The 17,189-nt window shown below is 65.4% G+C and carries 11 protein-coding genes and 1 pseudogene; 9 read left to right on the top strand and 3 right to left on the bottom strand.

All coding sequences use genetic code 11. The features are described from left to right. Positions 1–3 precede the first annotated feature (3 nt). Positions 4–1,497, top strand: a complete 1,494-nt coding sequence (locus tag GEV01_RS18755; RefSeq protein WP_152807119.1) for an efflux transporter outer membrane subunit — start codon at positions 4–6, stop codon at positions 1,495–1,497. Positions 1,498–1,589: 92 nt separating this feature from the next. Here the strand turns inward: GEV01_RS18755 and GEV01_RS18750 are convergent, their stop codons facing one another. After that, positions 1,590–1,940, bottom strand: coding sequence for a hypothetical protein (locus GEV01_RS18750; protein WP_152807118.1), 351 nt, complete (start codon positions 1,938–1,940; stop codon positions 1,590–1,592). A 203-nt stretch (positions 1,941–2,143) separates the two neighbouring features. Between GEV01_RS18750 and ligD the strand changes: the two are divergent. From ligD to GEV01_RS18735, 3 genes and pseudogenes are all read left to right on the top strand, one after another. Next, a pseudogene (ligD, locus tag GEV01_RS18745) lies at positions 2,144–2,898 on the top strand (non-homologous end-joining DNA ligase LigD); the annotation flags it as partial. Positions 2,899–2,987: 89 nt separating this feature from the next. Further along, a complete protein-coding gene (locus GEV01_RS18740; RefSeq protein ID WP_152807117.1) occupies positions 2,988–3,677 on the top strand; it encodes a PEP-CTERM sorting domain-containing protein in 690 nt (229 codons plus the stop codon). 215 nt (positions 3,678–3,892) lie between these two features. Further along, positions 3,893–5,377: a GGDEF domain-containing response regulator gene (locus tag GEV01_RS18735; protein ID WP_235914439.1), complete on the top strand. Its 1,485-nt coding sequence runs from the start codon at positions 3,893–3,895 to the stop codon at positions 5,375–5,377. 3 nt (positions 5,378–5,380) lie between these two features. Here the strand turns inward: GEV01_RS18735 and GEV01_RS18730 are convergent, their stop codons facing one another. Beyond that, positions 5,381–6,517: a thiolase family protein gene (locus GEV01_RS18730; protein WP_152807116.1), complete on the bottom strand. Its 1,137-nt coding sequence runs from the start codon at positions 6,515–6,517 to the stop codon at positions 5,381–5,383. A 90-nt stretch (positions 6,518–6,607) separates the two neighbouring features. Between GEV01_RS18730 and GEV01_RS18725 the strand changes: the two genes are divergently transcribed. The 5 genes from GEV01_RS18725 to GEV01_RS18705 all read left to right on the top strand — a co-directional run bounded on the left by GEV01_RS18725 (position 6,608) and on the right by GEV01_RS18705 (position 15,701). After that, positions 6,608–7,180: a TetR/AcrR family transcriptional regulator gene (locus tag GEV01_RS18725; protein WP_152807115.1), complete on the top strand. Its 573-nt coding sequence runs from the start codon at positions 6,608–6,610 to the stop codon at positions 7,178–7,180. A gap of 107 nt (positions 7,181–7,287) precedes the next feature. Continuing rightward, complete coding sequence (locus GEV01_RS18720) at positions 7,288–8,934, top strand: SulP family inorganic anion transporter (RefSeq protein WP_152807114.1); 1,647 nt, start codon at positions 7,288–7,290, stop codon at positions 8,932–8,934. A gap of 128 nt (positions 8,935–9,062) precedes the next feature. Next, the gene (locus GEV01_RS18715; protein ID WP_152807113.1) at positions 9,063–11,639 is read left to right on the top strand and encodes an ATP-binding protein; all 2,577 of its coding nucleotides are present in this window, start codon (positions 9,063–9,065) and stop codon (positions 11,637–11,639) included. A 55-nt stretch (positions 11,640–11,694) separates the two neighbouring features. After that, on the top strand, positions 11,695–13,899 hold the full coding sequence (locus GEV01_RS18710; RefSeq protein WP_152807112.1) for a GGDEF/EAL domain-containing response regulator: 2,205 nt from the start codon (positions 11,695–11,697) through the stop codon (positions 13,897–13,899). 62 nt (positions 13,900–13,961) lie between these two features. Continuing rightward, positions 13,962–15,701, top strand: coding sequence for a DUF885 domain-containing protein (locus tag GEV01_RS18705; protein WP_235914438.1), 1,740 nt, complete (start codon positions 13,962–13,964; stop codon positions 15,699–15,701). On the opposite strand, the gene GEV01_RS18700 is transcribed toward GEV01_RS18705, so the two are convergent. Continuing rightward, entirely contained in the window at positions 15,698–17,050 is a 1,353-nt protein-coding gene (locus GEV01_RS18700) for a reverse transcriptase family protein (protein ID WP_175023132.1), read from the bottom strand. The genes GEV01_RS18705 and GEV01_RS18700 overlap by 4 nt on opposite strands. Between the last annotated feature and the right edge of the window lie 139 nt (positions 17,051–17,189).

Here is a 17,189-nt window from a genome sequence, read left to right as displayed (position 1 = left end):
TCGATGAACAAGCTGCATATGATCGCTAAAGGTGTGGCGCCTGTATTGGCAGCCTTGCTGATGACCGCATGCGCCGCGCCGGAATTCAAGCAGCCTGCGATGGACGTGCCGGTCGCGTTCAAGGAATCGCAGCTGCCGGCCACTGTCAAAGTGGCCGCCGACGGCAGCACCTGGAAACAGGCGCAAGCCGCCGAAGCGCAGCCGCGTGGCGAGTGGTGGCTGGCTTTCAACGATACGGCTCTCAATGAGCTGATCGCCGAAGCCACCCGCGCCAACGCCAACCTGGCCGTGGCTGCGGCCCGCGTCAAGCAGGCCCGCGCCATCGCCGGCATCGCCGAGGCGGATCGCATTCCGCAGGTCGGCGTCAACGTCGGCGCACAGCGCCAGCGCCAGTCCGACGTGGCGCTTGGTCTGCCGGCCGGTACGCCGGTCGCTCCGGGCAATGTGTTTTCCGCCAACCTGACGGCCAGCTACGAGGTCGACCTGTTCGGCCGCGTATCGTCGAACGTCAGCGCCGCCCGCAACGACGCCGCTTCCGTGGAAGCGACTTACCGTTCGGTGCTGCTGTCGGTGCAGGCTGACGTGGCGCAGACTTACTTCCGTCTGCGCGCCACGGATGCTGAACTGGAAACGCTGAACCGCACGGTGCAGACCCGCGAAGAAAACGTCAAGGTCAACCAGCGTCGCTTCGACCTGGGCGACATCGGCGAATTCGATCTGTCGCGTGCCAAGACCGAGCTGGCAACTTCGCGCGCCGAAGCCATCGGCCTGCAACGCCAGCGCGTGACGACCGAGCATGCACTGGCGGTCCTGCTGGGCAAACCGGCGGCCAGCTACACGGCCGGCGCCAGCCCGCTGCTCGACACGTCGCTGCTGCCGGTGATCCCGGCGGGTCTGCCGTCGTCGCTGCTGGAGCGTCGTCCGGACATCGCCGCGGCACAGCGCGCGATGGAAGCGTCCAACGCCCGCATCGGCGTCGCCAAGGCGGCGATGTTCCCGGCGCTGGCCTTGAACGCCAATGCGGGCGGCGCCTCGGGCAATACCGTGGCCGACGTGTTCAAGTGGAGCAGCCGTTCGTGGGTGCTGGGCGCGCTGATGTCGATGCCGTTGATCGATGGTGGCCGCAACAAGGCCAACATCAATCGCAGCGAAGCGGCGCTTGAGGAATCGGTTGGTACGTATCGCCAGAGCGTGCTGGTGGCTTTCGCGGAAGTGGAAGACAACCTGGCGGGCCTGCGCATCCTGGCTGGCCAGACCGCGCAGATCGAAGATGCCGTCGTTTCGGCGCGTCGTTCGGCCGATCTGGCGCAGAAGCTGTACACCGCCGGCCGTTCGAGCTACCTCGATCTGCTGGACGCACAGCGCAATCTGGCGTCGGTGGAGCGTAGTGCGGTGCAGCTGCGCGGTAATCGCGCTGTCACCACCGTGGCGCTGATCCGCGCGCTGGGCGGCGGCTGGGATGGCGCCAACGCGCCGCAGAAAGTCGCGCAGCGATAAAACTGCAGTTGTAATGAAAAAGCCTGTGCACGCGTGAGCGGCACAGGCTTTTTTTATGAGCAGCGGGCTGGGGGCCGCCGCGTACTTCGGAATTACTTGGTGACGACTGGAGCAGGGGTAGCTGCTGCTTCAGCTTTCTCGGCCTTGGCGTGTGCCTTGGCTTTGGTTTTGTGGGCTTTGGCGTGGGCGTCGGCCTTTTCGGCTTTCTCTTCAGCCTTGGCGACGGTCACGTCTTTCTTGGCTTCGGCTTCTACCTTGGCGGTTTTGGCTTCGGCTTTGACGGCGGCCTTGGTTTCTTTAGCGTCTGCCTTGGCGACGACTTTGGTTTCCTTGGCTTCTGCTTTGACGGCGGCTGCTGGAGCGGCTGGCGCGGTGGCTGGGGTCTGTGCAAAAGCTGCGGTAGCGAACAGGCCGGCGATCAGGGTAGCGATAAGTTTGTTCATGATGAAATCCTCATTCAGGTTGATTTAGAGCCGGGACAATTCCCGTGTCACTGAGCGAAAAACGCGGCCCGGATCGCTGTCGTTGACGGGCTTTACAAACGCTTACAAGCTCGCCAGATTGCTTACATGTTCGCCAGCGTACGGAATCGGCCGCCGCCCGGGCATACGCTGGCGGCATGGGAGACTCGCTTAAAACCGCCGGTGAGGGCAGGCTGCCCGCCACACTCAGGATCAGCAACCCGGACCGCGTGATCGACAGGCAAAGCGGCGCCACCAAGATGGCGCTGGTGCGCTACTACGCGCTGGTCGGCGCGCTGATGCTGCCGCACCTGAAGGGACGCCCGGTGTCGCTGGTGCGCGCGCCGGACGGCGTCGGCGGCGAACTGTTTTTCCAGAAGCACGCCGAGACCGGCAAGCTGCCCGGCGTCAAACACCTGGATCCCGCGCTCGATCCCGACCATGCGCCGATGCTGGAAATCTCGACCGAACGGGGTTTGCTGTCGGCCGCGCAGTGGAACGTGATCGAACTGCACACGCAGAACGCCAACGCCGCCAATTACGAGAAGCCCAACCGCATGGTGTTCGACCTGGACCCGGGGAAGGGCGTCAGCTGGCGGCAAGTGAAAGAGGCGGCGCAACTGATGCGCGCCTTCCTCGATCACCTGGGCCTCCCGGCCTTCCTGAAAACCAGCGGCGGCAAGGGCCTGCATGTGGTGGTGCCGGTCAGGCCCGGCTATGCGCCACCACGGTGGCCGCGTGGTCGGCGCGCAGCCGGCCGGGCCTGGGCATCTCGGTACCGCTGGCATGGGATGAGCTGGATGGCTTGCGCGGCGCCGATCAGTGGACCGTGGCCAATGTGCACTCGCGTCTCGATGTGGGCAATACCCCCTGGGATGGCTACGCTGAATCCGCCACAGGGCTGGCGGCAGCGATGAAGAAGATCGGGTCTAAGTTATGAGTTTCTATGGTGAAATTATTATTTAATATTGACAATGCTTGTTGTAAATGTTCTAATGCTGGCTTGACACCTATCCAGGAAATGCCCCGATGAAAAAGCTGCCCATTTTGTTAGCCGGTCTGACCATGCTCGGCTCTGCCCACGCTACCGTCTATCAATTTGATTTCACAGCCAAAATCCAGGAAATGGTCGAGTTCTCGCCGCTGACCTTTACGGGTGGCGCGGTCGCTTCCAGCACCCTGTCGGGCAGCCTGGTTTCCGTCGGCGACAACATCACCGGCCACTTCAGCTACGATACCGAGACCGGATTGTTCAGCAGCGCCGGCGGCAGCGCCATGTACGCGGCGCCTGCGGCCCAGAACAGCCTGGACGCCAGCATCGGCGGCAACAGCATCGGCCTGAGCGACACCACCTACAGCAGCACCAATGTGCAGGTCGCCAATAACGCGACCATGCTGGGCGGGGCCGATGGTTTCGGCATCGCCAACGTGTCGGCCAACGCCTTCGCGTCGCAGATGATGGCCTTGAGCTTCTTCGACAAGTCGGGCCAGATCTTCAACGCCTCGGCCATGCCTGGCGAGCTGGATTTTTCCGGCTTCAACCAGTCGAGCTTCTACTACACGTATTCGTCCACCGCCACCCATGCGATGATGGGCGCGAACGGTGCCCTGACGTCGATCACTGTCACCGAAGTGCCGGTGCCGGTTCCCGAGCCTGAAACCTATGCGATGCTGCTGGCCGGCCTGATGGCGCTGGGCTGGAAGGCACGCCGCCGCTAAGCCGTCGCCAGACAAGCATCAAACCGCCAAAGCGCGCGTACGGTTCCTACCGTCGCGCGCTTTGTCGTTTCTGTCTCCCTTGCCCGCGTTTGCGGCAAAACTGCGACGCAAAACAAGTTGCCTCAGGAAATAATCTGATCTTTAGTACAAAAAATATTGCTAATTATGAACTTTATGGCACACTACTGGGGGGATACAATTTTTATATTAAAAGCATGCGTAGGAGCAACATGATGCCGCACCGGACCAATAGCGTAGGCGTGTTTTTTAACGCCAATGGCGAGCGACGCTCGGAGTTTCAATCCTGCTGCGGAGAGATGTTCTCCCAGCTGACGATGACCGAGCATGTCGAGGCGACCGCTGCGGCGCTCGGCAAGCGCCCGGTGGATTTGCTGGTGCTGGACCTGAACGGCTACGAGCAGCTGAGCGAGCTGGCCGGCGTCGGCGCGCTGATCCGCGGCCGCGCGGGTGCGCCGGTGCTGGTGCTGTGCGCCTACGAGCACAGCGCCTGGCTGCCCGAGCTGATGACCTACGGCCAGTTCGACTACCGCATCTGCCCCGTACTCAACGACGAGCTGCAACAGGCCGTGGAGCAGGCGCTGGCGGTGCCCGCCGATGCCGCCGCCGCCCTGCAGCAGGAATTGCTGGACAAGGAAAAAGAACTGCGCGACCTGCTGGGCGTGCAGCGCAGCCTGCAGCGCGCGCTGAGCGGCATCGACACCATCGAATCGATGTCGGCCCAGATCTGCCTGGCGCTGTGCAATTTCCCCGGCGTGCGCCATACGGCCGTGCTGCACATGAAGGAGCGGGGCGACCTGCAACTGGTGGCGCAGGAATCGCGCAACCACCTGGACCTGGCGCGCTTGCTGCAGCGGCGCGACCGCCTGCTGCAATCGCCGCTGCGCGACGTCTTCCCGCCGCTGCTGGCGGTGTCGCGCGGCGAGATGGTGCTGCTGGACGCGCCGGAAAAAGCCGGCGACCCCGAACTGGCGATGACGCTGCACGACCGCTGCGTGCGCATGGTGCTGGCGCTGCCGCTGCGCGCCGAGCCGGGCGGCCCGGAACTGGGCGCGATCTGCCTGATGTTCGACCGCCACATCACCTTCTCGCGCGAGCAGTTCGCCTGCTTCAGCAGCCTGGCGCAGTTTGTCAGCTTCGGCCTGGGCATGAGCGAATTGAAGCACCGGAATGAAGAACTGTCCGGCCAGATTTCGCAGATGAGCACCGTCGACAGCGTGACCGGCGCCGCCAACCGCCGCGCCGGCGAGGACATGCTGGACAACGAAATCCGCCGCGCGCGCCGCTACGGCCTGCCGCTGGCCGTGCTGTCGTTCGACGTCGCCAGCTTCCAATCCGTAAACGATTTATACGGTTCCCCGGTCGGCGACCAGACGCTGCGCGTGGTGGCGGACGTGGTCAAGAGCCGCTTGCGCACCTCGGACCTGCTGGCGCGCATGCGCGGCGAAGAGTTCCTGATCATCGCCACGCATACCACGGCGGCCGACGCCAAACGCCTGGCCGAAAAGCTGCGCGGCGCGCTGGCCGAAGCGGACCTGCCGCGCACCGCCGAGGTGGTCGTCAGCCTGGGCGTGACCCAGGTGGGCGCGGACGAGGGCAGCGCCACTGTCCTCGACCGGATCGATGCGTCGCTGCACCGCGCCAAGCGCGCGGGCCGCAACTGCATCGACGTGACGGAATAAGCCTCAGATCTTTTCCAGCACCGTCGCAATACCCTGGCCGCCGCCGATGCACTGGGCGGCCAGCGCGTAGCGGCCGCCGCTGCGCGCCAGCAGCGCCGCCGCCTTGCCGGTGATGCGCGCACCGGTGGCGCCCAGCGGGTGGCCGATGGCCAGGCCGCCGCCGTCGATATTCAACACCTCCGGCCTGATCCCCAGCTCGCGCACACAGGCCAGCGCCTGCGATGCGAAGGCCTCGTTAATCTCCGCCACATCGATATCGCTTGCCTGCAGGCCGGCCAGCCGGAGCGCCTTTTGCGTCGCCGGGATCGGACCTATGCCCATCAGCGCCGGATCACAACCCACCGCCGCCATCGAGACGATGCGCGCGCTCGGCGCCAGGCCGTGCTTGCGGGCGAAGGCTTCGGTCGTCACCAGCACTGCGGAAGCGCCGTCGGTCAGCGGCGACGAGGTGCCGGCCGTGACCACGCCGTGCTCGGGATCGAACACCGGCTTCAGCGCGGCCAGCGCCTCGACGGTGGTGCCGGGGCGGATGCAGCCGTCTTCGGCGATCACTTCGCCGGTGGCGGTGGTGATGGGCACGATTTCATCCTTCAGCAAACCGGCGGCGCGGGCGCTGGCCGCCTTCTGGTGCGACTGGACGGCCAGCTTTTCCTGGTCGGCGCGCGCCACCTCGTATTTGCGGGCGACGTTTTCCGCCGTATCGCCCATGCTGATGTAGGCGTCGGTTTCGGCCAGCAGCTGCGGGTTGGGGGAGAAGTTGTAGCCGCCTTGCGGCACCATCGTCATCGATTCGATGCCGACGCACAGATAGGCCTCGCCCAGTCCCGCCTCGATCTGCGCGGCGGCGATGTGGATGGCCGACATCGACGAGCCGCAGAAGCGGTTGATCGTCATGCCCGGCACCTCGTGCGGAAAGCCCGCCAGCAGCGCGACGATGCGCGCCAGGTTGTTGCCCTGCGAGGATTCCGGGTAAGCGCAGCCAAGGATCACGTCGTCCAGCAGGCGCGGGTCGAGACCGGTGCGCTGGATGAGGCCCCGCACCACCTGGGCGCCCAGGTCGTCGGGACGGACTTCGGCCAGCTTGCCTTTGCGGGCGAAGTGGAAGGGGGAACGGGCGTAGGCACTGATGACAGCTTTCATGGTCCAACTCCTTTTAAATGATGGTCGTAATGATTGATATATTACGCTCATAATGTATGATGTCAACAGGTGCACCGTGGGGAGACAAACATGAAGGTAAGCAGGGAACAAGTGGCGCTCAACCGCGAGCGCATCGTTGAAACGGCGGCGCGGCTGTTCCGCGAAAAAGGCTACGACGGCATCGGCGTGGCCGACCTGATGAAAAACGCCGGCCTCACGCACGGCGGCTTCTACGGCCATTTCGCCTCCAAGGAAGACTTGCTGGCCGAGGCCACGTCGCACGCGCTCAAGCGCTCGGTCGAGCGCTGGCAGGGTTATGTGGAGCAGGGGGCTGACACCGCGCTGGACAAGATCGGCGCCGGCTACCTGTCGGTTGCGCATCGCGACGGTCCCGCGCTGGGCTGTTCCGTGACCTCGCTGGGGGCCGACATTTCACGCCTCGGCCCCAAGGCGCGGCATGCGCTGACCGAAGGCGTCAGCGCCCAGCTGGCCGTGCTCGAACCGCTGATGCCCGGCGACGGCGATGCGGACCAGCGGCGCCAGGCCCTGGCGACCTACGCCGCCTTGGTCGGCGCGATTGTCCTATCGCGGGCGGTGGACGACGAGGCGCTGTCGCTGGAAATCCTGCAGGCGGTGCAGGCCTCGCTTCCGCAGCGCAGGTGATGCTTATACGTTTTTCAGATTACGTAATGTAAAAAACGTGCTTAGGGCTGGGCTGCCCGGGGCCGATCGCGTAGACTGGCGGTATTTTCAAGCACCACGGATACACAATGCTGCATTGGTTGAAGCACTACCGGCGCGAACTGCTTGCCGGCGATATCTCCGCCGGGCTGGTGGTGGCGATGATGATGATCCCGCAAGGCACCGCGTACGCGCTGGTGGCGGGCCTGCCGCCGGTGGTCGGCATCTACGCCAGCATCCTGCCGCCCATCATTTACGCGCTGTTCGGCAGCAGCATGACGCAATCGGTGGGACCGATGGCCATCATCTCGCTGATGACGGCCACCGTCATCGGCCCGCTGGCGCCGGCCGGTTCGGCGCTGGCCGGCGTGCTGGCGGCGCAGCTGGCGCTGATCTCCGGCGCGGTGCTGCTGCTGTGCGGCGTGCTGCGCATGGGCTTCCTGGCCAACTTCTTTTCCCGTCCCGTGATGAGCGGCTTCACCGTCGGCTCGGCGCTGGTGATCGCCTTCGACCAGTTGCATACGCTGCTGGGCGCGGAGCTGCCGCACCTGCACGCGCCGAGCGCCGCGATGGGCGTGACCGCCTTGCTGCTGTTGGTGCTGTCCAAACAATACCTGGCGGGCCTGCTGAAGCGCTGTGGCATGCCGGCCGGCGTGGCCGACATCGCCGCCAAGCTGGCGCCGATGCTGGTGGTCCTGGGCGGCATCGTGCTGATGGCCACCACCGATCTCGCGGCCATGGGCGTGCGCACCACCGGCACCATCCCCGGCGGCCTGCCTCACCTCAACCTCGCCAGCTCCAGCGCGCATTGGAAGCCTTTGCTGCAACCGGGGCTGCTGATCGGCTTCATCATCTTCCTGATGTCGATGTCGGCCGCGCAGTCGCTGGCGCTCAAGCGCAACGAAAAGCTGGTCAGCAACCATGAGCTGATCGGCCTGGGCGCGGCCAACGTCGCCAGCGCTTTGACCGGCGGCTTCCCCGTCACCGGCAGCCTGTCGCGCTCCGCCGTCAACTTCGCGGCCGGCGCCAACACGCCGCTGGCCAGCCTGATCACCGCCGCGCTGCTGGCCTGCGCGCTGATGGCGCCCACCGGCTGGCTGTCGCTGCTGCCATTGCCGGTGCTGGCCGCGACCATCATCGTCGCCGTGCTCGGCCTGCTGGAACTGGGCATCCTGCGCACGGCCTGGCAGTACGACCGCGGCGACGTGCTGGCCTGGGGCGCGACCTGCCTGGGCGTGCTGGTGCTGGGCGTGGAGGCGGGCGTGGTGGTCGGCGTGGCGCTGTCGATGGGCACCCTGATCTGGCGCGCGAGCCGGCCGCACATCGCGGTGCTGGGCCGCATCGCCGGCACCGAGCATTTCCGCAATGTCGAACGCTATCCGGCCGAGACCCGGCCGGAACTGCTGGTGCTGCGCATCGACGCCAATCTGTTCTTCGGCAATATGGAGGCGGTGGCCGAGCGCATCGAATGCGAGCTGGCCACCCACGCCAGCGCGCGCCACCTGGTGCTGGTGATGACGGCGGTCAGTTCGATCGACACGTCGGCGCTGTACGCGATGTCGGAGCTGAACCAGAGCCTGAAGCGGCGCGGCATCGGCCTGCACCTGGCCGAAGTGAAGGGGCCGGTGCTGGACCGCCTGCGCAACAGCGAGCTGCTGCGCGAGCTGAACGGCCGGCTGTTCCTGAGCACCGCCATCGCCTGCGACCATTTGCAAACTGCCAAGGATGTTGCTTGAACGTGCAAAAACTTGCTGTTCCTGTAATTTAATCCTTTTGGGCAATAAAATGCATGGACTTCGGGTCGGTTTGAACCTATGATTTAAGTCGAAGGTATCCCAGACTAACCCTAAAGAATGGTTTTCAGATGTTGGAGCGCTTCGCCCGCCGTGCAGGAAGAGTATCGATAGCCGTGTTCGTCAGTGTGACGCTGACCGCGGTGGTGACGCTGGTATTGACTACTTTTGCCCTGTACTTCTACCAGGTCGAGCGCGCCCAGCGCTGGGAGCAGCTGCACAAGACGCTGGCCAACAGCGCCGATGAGCTGGCCGCCGCCGTCGCGCTGCCGGCCTGGAACTTCGACGAAACCCAGATCGTCACCATCATGAAGAGCGGCTTGAGCAACCGCGACCTGTACGCCAGCGCAGTGGCGCCGGTGGCCAGCAACCACCCCTTCATCCTGACCCGCAACGACCAGGCGCAACTGGTCGCCACCACCCGCATGCCGGACGATCCCGAGCTGCTGTCGGTGCAGCGCGCCATCGTCGCCGGCGGCCAGAACATCGGCACCATCACCGTGTACGCCTCGCCGGCCGGCCTGATCGAACAGCTGCGCCAGCGCCTGTACACCATCGCCGGCATGATCTTCGTGCTGGTCGTGACGCTGGTGGCCAGCCTGTACCTGCTGCTGTGGCAACTGATCCTCAAGCCGCTGACCACCATCGAACGCTATGCCGCCAACGTCAAGGCCGGCCAGAATCCGGGCGCCTTGCCGCCGCGCGACTGGTTCTTCGGCGAGCTGAAAACCCTGAACGCCTCGATCCGCGAGATGGTGCGCCTGATGGACAGCCGCTACGTCGCCATGCACGCCAGCGAGGAGCGCTTACAGATCGCGTCGAGCGCGGCGGCGATCGGCATCTGGGACTGGAACATCATCAGCGACGAAGTGGTGTGGGACGAGCAGATGTACCGTCTGCACGGCGTCGAGGGGCAGAAGGTGGCGCGGCCGTTCGACCTGTGGCTGACCATGATACATCCCGACGACGCCATCCCGACCGAGGCGCTGCTGCGCCAGGCGCTGAACGGCCAGGCCGAATTCGATGTCGAGTTCCGCGTGGTGTGGGGCGACGGCTCGGTGCACCATCTCAAGGGCGACGCCATGATCTTCCGCGACGCCGACGGCCAGCCGGCGCGCATGGTGGGCGTCAACTACGACGTCACCGCCAGCCGCGTGGCCGAGCAGGAGCTGCGCCGCCACCGCATCCACCTGGAAGACCTGGTGGCCGAGCGCACCAATGCGCTGTCGGTCGCGGTGCTGCAGGCGCAGGCGGCCAACCAGGCCAAGAGCATCTTCCTCGCCAATATGAGCCACGAGCTGCGCACGCCGCTCAACTCCGTGATCGGCTTCTCGCGCCTGATGGCCGACTCCAAGAACATGCTGCCGGAAGAGAAGCGCAACCTGGCCATCATCCACCGCTCCGGCCAGCACCTGCTCACGCTGATCAACGACATCCTGGAACTGTCCAAGATCGAGGCCGGCCGCGCCGTGCTGCAGACCGAGGTGGTGGGCCTGGAGGACATGCTGCAGGAAGTGATGGACATGGTCAGCATGCGCGCCGGCCAGACCGGCGTGGAGCTGGAGCTGGACGCCGCCGGCCTGCCGCCCGGCGCCCGCGTGGACGGCACCAAGCTGCGCCAGGTGCTGCTTAACCTGATGTCGAACGCGGTCAAGTTCACGGGGCAGGGCAAGGTCACGCTGCGGGTGCGCGGCGCCATGCGCAATGTGTCGAACGGCGGCCGCTGCGAGCTGGAATTCGAAGTCATCGACAACGGCCCCGGCATCTCGCCGGCCGACCAGGCGCGTATTTTCGAGCCCTTCATCCAGGCCGAGGGACCGGGCGCGCATGAAGGCACGGGCCTGGGCCTGACCATCTCGCGCGAGTTCGTGCAGCTGATGGGCGGCGAGCTGACGGTGGAATCGGCGCCCGGCGCCGGCGCCACTTTCCGTTTCACGATCTCGGCGCAGGTGGCCGACGGTGCGCCGGAAAACGGCGACGACGAAGTGGCCGCATTGGCCCCGCCGCAGCGTGGCCGCCGCATCCTGGTGGCCGACGACAATGCCGACGGCTGCGCGCTGCTGGAAAGCCTGCTGCAACCGCTGGGCTTCGAGGTGGCGGTGGTGGGCGACGGCGCGCAGGCGCTGGCGATGGTCGATGTCTGGCATCCGGACCTGGTGTTCATGGACTGGCGCATGCCGGCGCTGGACGGCTTGAGCGCGACGCGCCAGATCCGCGCCAACGCCGCCGGCCCGCAGCCGAAGGTGGTGGTGCTGACGGCGTCCGCCTTCGCCGAGGAGCGCGAGGAGGCGCTGGGCGCGGGCGCCGATGAGTTCATGCGCAAGCCGGTCGAGCAGGACCAGTTGTACGCGGTGCTGGAGCAGCAACTGGGCTTGCAGTTCCTGCGCCGCCATCACAGCCCCCGCCAGGCCTTGCCGTCTCCGCTCTCGCGCGACGACCTGGGCCTGCTGGAGCCGGCCCTGCGCCTGCAACTGAAGACCGCTTTGCAGGAGCTGAACCTGGCGCGCGTGGCGCTGCTGCTGGCGCCATTGCCGCAGGAACTGGGGGAAGTGGTGGAGCGCATCGAGCACATGATACGGCTGCACCAGTATCCGCAGCTGTGCGCATTGCTGGACGAGGCGGATAACGAACTGGAGGCGCAAGCCTGACGGGTATATGATAGTGGCTGTCAATATGGCAGCAAACCAGGCGAGAGAGTTTTACATGCATCGGGATTTGTCGGAACAACACACCAAGGGCGAAGTGCTGATCGTGGAGGACACGCCGGCCTCGCTCAAACTGCTGAGCGACCTGCTGACCGAAGCGGGCTACTACGTGCGTCAGGCGCCGAACGGCGAGCTGGCCTTGTGGACCGCGCAGTCACGCCCGCCGGAGCTGATCCTGCTCGACGTCCGCATGCCCGGCATCGACGGCTTCGAGGTGTGCCGCCGCCTGAAGGCCTCGCCGGAACTGAATCAGGTGCCGGTGATCTTCCTGTCGGCCCAGCATGACACCGACGACAAGGTGCGCGGCTTCGCGCTGGGCGCCGTCGACTTCATCGCCAAGCCTTTCCAGGCCGAGGAAATCCTGGCCCGCACCGACGCCCACGTGCGCCTGGGCCGCGCCCAGCAGGCGCTGGCCGCCGAACGCGCGCTGCTGGAAGAGCGCGTGGTCGAGCGCACCACCGAACTGGCCGCGCTGGCCGCCTCGCTGGAAAAGGAGGTCGAGCAGCGCCGCGCCAACGAGGAATTCATGCGGCTCTCCAGCCAGGTGTTCGAGGCCACGCAGGACGCCATCGTCGTCACCGACCGCGATGCGCGCATCGTCGCCACCAACCCCGCCTTCACGCAGATCTCCGGCTACAGCGCGGAAGAGGTGGTGGGGCAGAGCGTGGCGCTGCTGCACGCCGGCGAGCCGGACGCCAAATCCTTCGAATCGATGGCGCAGTCCATCGCCAAGACCGGCCACTGGTCGGGCGAGATACTCGCGCGCCGCAAGAACGGCGATACCTATCCGGGCCTGCTGAGCGCCTCGGTGGTGCGCGATGAACAGGGCCACGTGATCAACCACGTGGCGGTGTTCATGGACATCACCGAGCGCAAGGCCGAGCAGCACCTGATCGATTTCCTGTCCAACCACGATGCGCTGACCGGCCTGCCGAATCGCCTGCTGGCACGCCAGCGCTTCGAGCAGACGCTGGCCGCCGCCCGCCGCGAGCACCGCTGCGTGGCCGTCATGTGCCTGGACCTGGACCGCTTCAAGAGCATTAACGACTCCTACGGCCACGACGTCGGCGACAAGGCGCTGCAGGTGGTGTCCAAGTTCCTCAGCGAGACCGTGCGCGAGGGCGACACCGTGACCCGCCAGGGCGGCGACGAATTCCAGATCATCGTGTCGGACGACGCCCAGCTGGGCGCGACGATGGCGCTGGCGCAGAAGATCCTGGCCGGCCTGCGCAAGGAGCTGGTGATCGACGGCCAGCAGATCACCGTCACCTCCAGCATCGGCATCGCCGTCAGCCTGACCGACGGCGACAGCTTCGATGAGCTGGTACGCAACGGCGACACGGCGCTGTTCCGCGCCAAGGAGATCGGCCGCGACAACTACGCCTTCTTCACCGAGCGCATGGACGCGGAAATCCGCGACAAGCTGGCGATCCAGGGCCAGCTGCGCGGCGCCATCGCCCGCGACGAATTCGAAGTGCACTACCAGCCGCAGATGTGCCTGAAAACCGGCGCCATGGTGGGCGCGGAAGCGCTGCTGCGCTGGGATAACGCGGTGCTGGGCAAGGTGCCGCCCAACCGCTTCATCCCGCTGGCCGAGGAATACGGGCTGGTGAACTCCATCGGCGAATGGGTGCTGGAGAGCGTGTGCGCGCAGATCAAGGTGTGGCACGACCAGGGCCTGGGCGACATCAAGGTGGCGGTCAACCTGGCCGCCGGCCAGTTCGCCAACGACGCCACGGTGCCGTATGTGGAAAGCACGCTGCGCAAGTTTGGCATCGCGCCCGAGTACCTGGGCCTGGAGATCACCGAAGGCACGGTGATGGGCGATCCGAACAAGGCGGTGGCGGCGCTGCGCCGCCTGAAGGACATCGGCGTCAGCATCTCGCTGGACGACTTCGGCACCGGCTATTCCAGCCTGAGTTACCTGAAGCGCTTCCCGATCGACGTGCTGAAGATCGACAAATCCTTCGTCGACGATGTCACCACCAACGCCAACGACGCGGCGATCGCGCTGTCGGTGATCTCGCTGGCGCACAACCTGAACATGCGCGTGATCGCCGAGGGCGTGGAAACGCGCGAGCAGGTGCAGTTCCTGACCGAACGCGGTTGCGACGAGATGCAGGGCTACTTCTTCAGCCGTCCCGTCAACGCCGACGCCTTTACCGCGCTGCTGCGCGAACGCCGCAATCTGCTGGACATGTGATCAACCCTTCCCACTGGAGTGTTATGGAAAAGAAGTTCAGTGCCGCTATCGCCGGCGCATGCATGCTGTTAGCCGTCGCCGCCGTCAATGCGCAAGCCGCCGAGCCGGCCGTCAAGCCCGGTCCCGCCGACGCGCAGTTCAAAGCCATCTACACCCAGGAGTGGAAGTGGCGCATCAGCCAGAAACAGGAAGAAGAGGAAGATGACGACAACGGCGTTTCCTCGTCGCTGCCGCGCATCGACGCCGCCACCCAGAAGAGCCGCCTGGCGTACTGGCAGGGCGTGATGAAAAAGCTGGACGGCATTTCGCAGGACAAGCTGTCGGCGCCGGAGCGCATCAACTACCAGGTCTACAAGGCGCAGATCGCCGCGCTGATCGCCGGCCAGGTGTTCCGCGAATACGAGAAGCCGCTGAACGCCGATTCGGCCTTCTGGTCCAACATGGCGTCGGGCGCGCGCAAGCCGCTGACCAACGAGAAGCAGTACCGCGACTACCTAAAGCAGCTGGCCGATACGCCGCGCTACTTCAACGAAGAGATGGACAATATGCGCGCCGGCGCCGCACGCGGCTTCACGCCGCCGAAAGTCACGCTGATCGGCCGCGACGCCTCGATCACCTCCGTCACCGACGCCAAGACGCCGCAGGACACGGTGTTCTACCTGCCGTTCAAGACCATGCCGGCCACGATGCCGGCGGCGCAGCAGGAAGCGCTGCGCGCGGAAGGCGTGAAGGCGATCCAGGCTTACATACTGCCGTCGTATCAGAAACTGTTGAAGTTCATGCGCGAAGAGTACGTGCCGAAGGCCCGCGAGGAGCTGGCGGCCGAGAGCCTGCCGGACGGTAAAGCCTACTACCAGTCGAAGATCGTGGAGTTCACCACCACGGCGATGAGCGCGGACCAGATCCACAAGATCGGCCTGAGCGAAATGGCCAAGATCCGCGCCGAGATGCATGACGTGATCAAGCAGACCGGCTTCGAAGGCGACCTGCCGGCCTTCCTGCAATTCCTGCGCACCGATTCGCGCTTCTACGCCAAGACGCCGGAAGAGCTGCTGATGCGCTCCGCCTGGGTCGCCAAGAAGTTCGACGCCAAGGTCGGCCAGTACTTCGGCTACCTGCCGCGCCGCCGCTTCGCCGTGATTCCGGTGCCGGACGACCAGGCGCCGTTCTACACCTCGGGCCGTGGCGGTCCTGGCGTCTACCTGGTCAACACCTACAACCTGCCGGCGCGCGCGCTGTACTCGATGCCGGCGCTGACGCTGCACGAATCGGCGCCTGGCCACGCCTTCCAGATGCCGGTGGCGATGGAGCAGAAGGGCCGCCCGCCGTTCCGCAACGCCTATATCTCGGCCTATGGCGAGGGCTGGGCGCTGTACTCGGAGCGCCTGGGCGTGGAGATGGGCATGTATGAAACGCCGTACGAGGTGTTCGGCATGTTGAGCTACCAGGCCTGGCGCGCGTCGCGGCTGGTGGTTGACACGGGCATCCACAGCAAGGGCTGGACCCGCAAGCAGGCGCAGGACTACCTGCACGACAACACCGCGCTGTCGGACCATGAGATCGAGACGGAGGTGGACCGCTACATCTCCTGGCCGGGGCAGGCGCTGTCGTACTACCTCGGCGAGATGAGCATCATTAACGCGCGCAAGAAGGCCGAGGCGGCGCTGGGCACAAAGTTCGACATCCGCGCCTTCCACGACACGGTGCTGCAACTGGGTTCCGTGCCGCTGCCGGTGCTGGAGGCGCGCATCGACCTGTTCATCGCCGAAGGCGGCAAGAGCCCGTATCCTAACCTGGACTAGGCCCATGCAACGGTTGCCAGCAGCCGTTGCAATTTGACCGCCCGACTTGCGTTGACCATCTTCACATACGAAATCCTGCCCGCGAGGTAGGCGCGGAAGTCGGGATGGCTGTCGCGGTTCTGCGTAGCCGGTCCATGCCGCACGCAGTTCGTCAGCGTGGCTTTGAGCCTGTCGTATTCGTCGCGCGCGATGTTGGGATGCGCGTTGACGACAACGCCCGTGACCTGCTGGCGCGTCCCCTCGCGCATCAACCGCGTCTTGCGGGTGTTGATGCGGAATCCTTCTTCAAGCGCAATCGCGGCCACCTGGATATGAAAGCGTTCGGCGGCGCGCGCGAAATCGCGGTCGCCGGAGAACGCCAGGTCGTCGGCATAGCGGCTGTACGACGCGCCCATCGCCTGTGCCAGCGCTTCGAGGCGCACGTCGAGACGGTATGCGCATAGATTGGCCAGCGCCGGCGAGCAGGGGGAGCCTTGCGGCAGGTGAGGGGACTTCAAGGCCTGGCGCTCGGCCCATGTGACCGAAGCGCCATCGTGGGTATCGCGGAAGACGCCGTGCGGCGCGCGGTTGACGCACACGCGCGCCAGCGCTCCGGCGACTTTGTCCGGATAGCCCAGCTTTTCAAACAGCGCGTGGATGCGCGACAGTTGAACGCTCGGGAAAAAATCCTTCAGATCCATGCGGATGACGACGTGCCGGCCTGCGTGCAGCGTAGCGTGCGTCAGGCAGGAATGGCCGCGCCGGAAGCCATGTGCGGCCGGATGCGGCGGCAGCGGATCCAGGATCTGGCGCAGTATCTTTTGCTGGATGCTGCGCAGCCGTTCCTTGGGAATCTCGATCAGGCGCAGGCCGCCGCTGCGCTTGGGCACCCAGCGGTAGTGGTAATGCTGGAGGCGCGATTCCTTGTCGCCGGCAAGGCGCCATTGGTCGGCGAACCATTCGAGCGCGCCGACCGGTTCATCCAGCCAGGCGGCCAGGTCGCCGACCGTGCGCAGTTCCGGCAGCGCGAGCGCGGCGAGCCAGGCATCCCTGGGCGGGCGGATAGGCGGATCGATGCAGTAGCGGCGTACTGGCGGCAGTTCCATCGGCTCCGGCGCTTCATCGTCGCCGTCGTCGTCATCGGCGTTATCGTGGCTAAGCAGTTGCAGCAGGATGCCGGCGATCTCGTGCCGGCTGAAGTAGTAGAAGTTCTCGCCTGTCCGCTCGATAAGCGCTGCGCAAACCTCGGACGCCCATGGCGGCGGCGCACCGAAAACACGGCCGCATGCCGCGATCAGGCTGTCCAGGTTGCGCTCGGAAGCGAGCATCGTATCGGCAAGCGCCAACACGGTAAGTTTTTTGATGGTCATTCGTAGCGAAAAGGAGCGGAGAGCCTTCAACGAGTCTCGTGATGCGTGAGCAGTCTTGCGTGGAAACGCAACGCGGCTCATGCGGCGAAGTGCTGAACATTAAACATCCCACGGGGTAGCCCCGTAGAGGCTGTCCCTG

The sequence above is a fragment of the Rugamonas rivuli genome (assembly GCF_009380165.1).
GTDB classification, from domain to species: Bacteria; Pseudomonadota; Gammaproteobacteria; order Burkholderiales; family Burkholderiaceae_D; genus Rugamonas; species Rugamonas rivuli.
The sequence above is the reverse complement of the archived record's forward strand: the minus strand, read 5'-3'. Positions and strand labels throughout refer to the sequence as shown.

Excerpts from the sequence above, each read along its gene's own strand:
- GEV01_RS18755 (WP_152807119.1), top strand. The coding sequence starts at position 4 with ATGAACAAGCTGCATATGATCGCTAAAGGTGTGGCGCCTGTATTGGCA.
- GEV01_RS18750 (WP_152807118.1), bottom strand. The coding sequence starts at position 1,940 with ATGAACAAACTTATCGCTACCCTGATCGCCGGCCTGTTCGCTACCGCA.
- GEV01_RS18740 (WP_152807117.1), top strand. The coding sequence starts at position 2,988 with ATGAAAAAGCTGCCCATTTTGTTAGCCGGTCTGACCATGCTCGGCTCT.
- GEV01_RS18735 (WP_235914439.1), top strand. The coding sequence starts at position 3,893 with ATGCGTAGGAGCAACATGATGCCGCACCGGACCAATAGCGTAGGCGTG.
- GEV01_RS18730 (WP_152807116.1), bottom strand. The coding sequence starts at position 6,517 with ATGAAAGCTGTCATCAGTGCCTACGCCCGTTCCCCCTTCCACTTCGCC.
- GEV01_RS18725 (WP_152807115.1), top strand. The coding sequence starts at position 6,608 with ATGAAGGTAAGCAGGGAACAAGTGGCGCTCAACCGCGAGCGCATCGTT.
- GEV01_RS18720 (WP_152807114.1), top strand. The coding sequence starts at position 7,288 with ATGCTGCATTGGTTGAAGCACTACCGGCGCGAACTGCTTGCCGGCGAT.
- GEV01_RS18715 (WP_152807113.1), top strand. The coding sequence starts at position 9,063 with ATGTTGGAGCGCTTCGCCCGCCGTGCAGGAAGAGTATCGATAGCCGTG.
- GEV01_RS18710 (WP_152807112.1), top strand. The coding sequence starts at position 11,695 with ATGCATCGGGATTTGTCGGAACAACACACCAAGGGCGAAGTGCTGATC.
- GEV01_RS18705 (WP_235914438.1), top strand. The coding sequence starts at position 13,962 with ATGCTGTTAGCCGTCGCCGCCGTCAATGCGCAAGCCGCCGAGCCGGCC.
- GEV01_RS18700 (WP_175023132.1), bottom strand. The coding sequence starts at position 17,050 with ATGACCATCAAAAAACTTACCGTGTTGGCGCTTGCCGATACGATGCTC.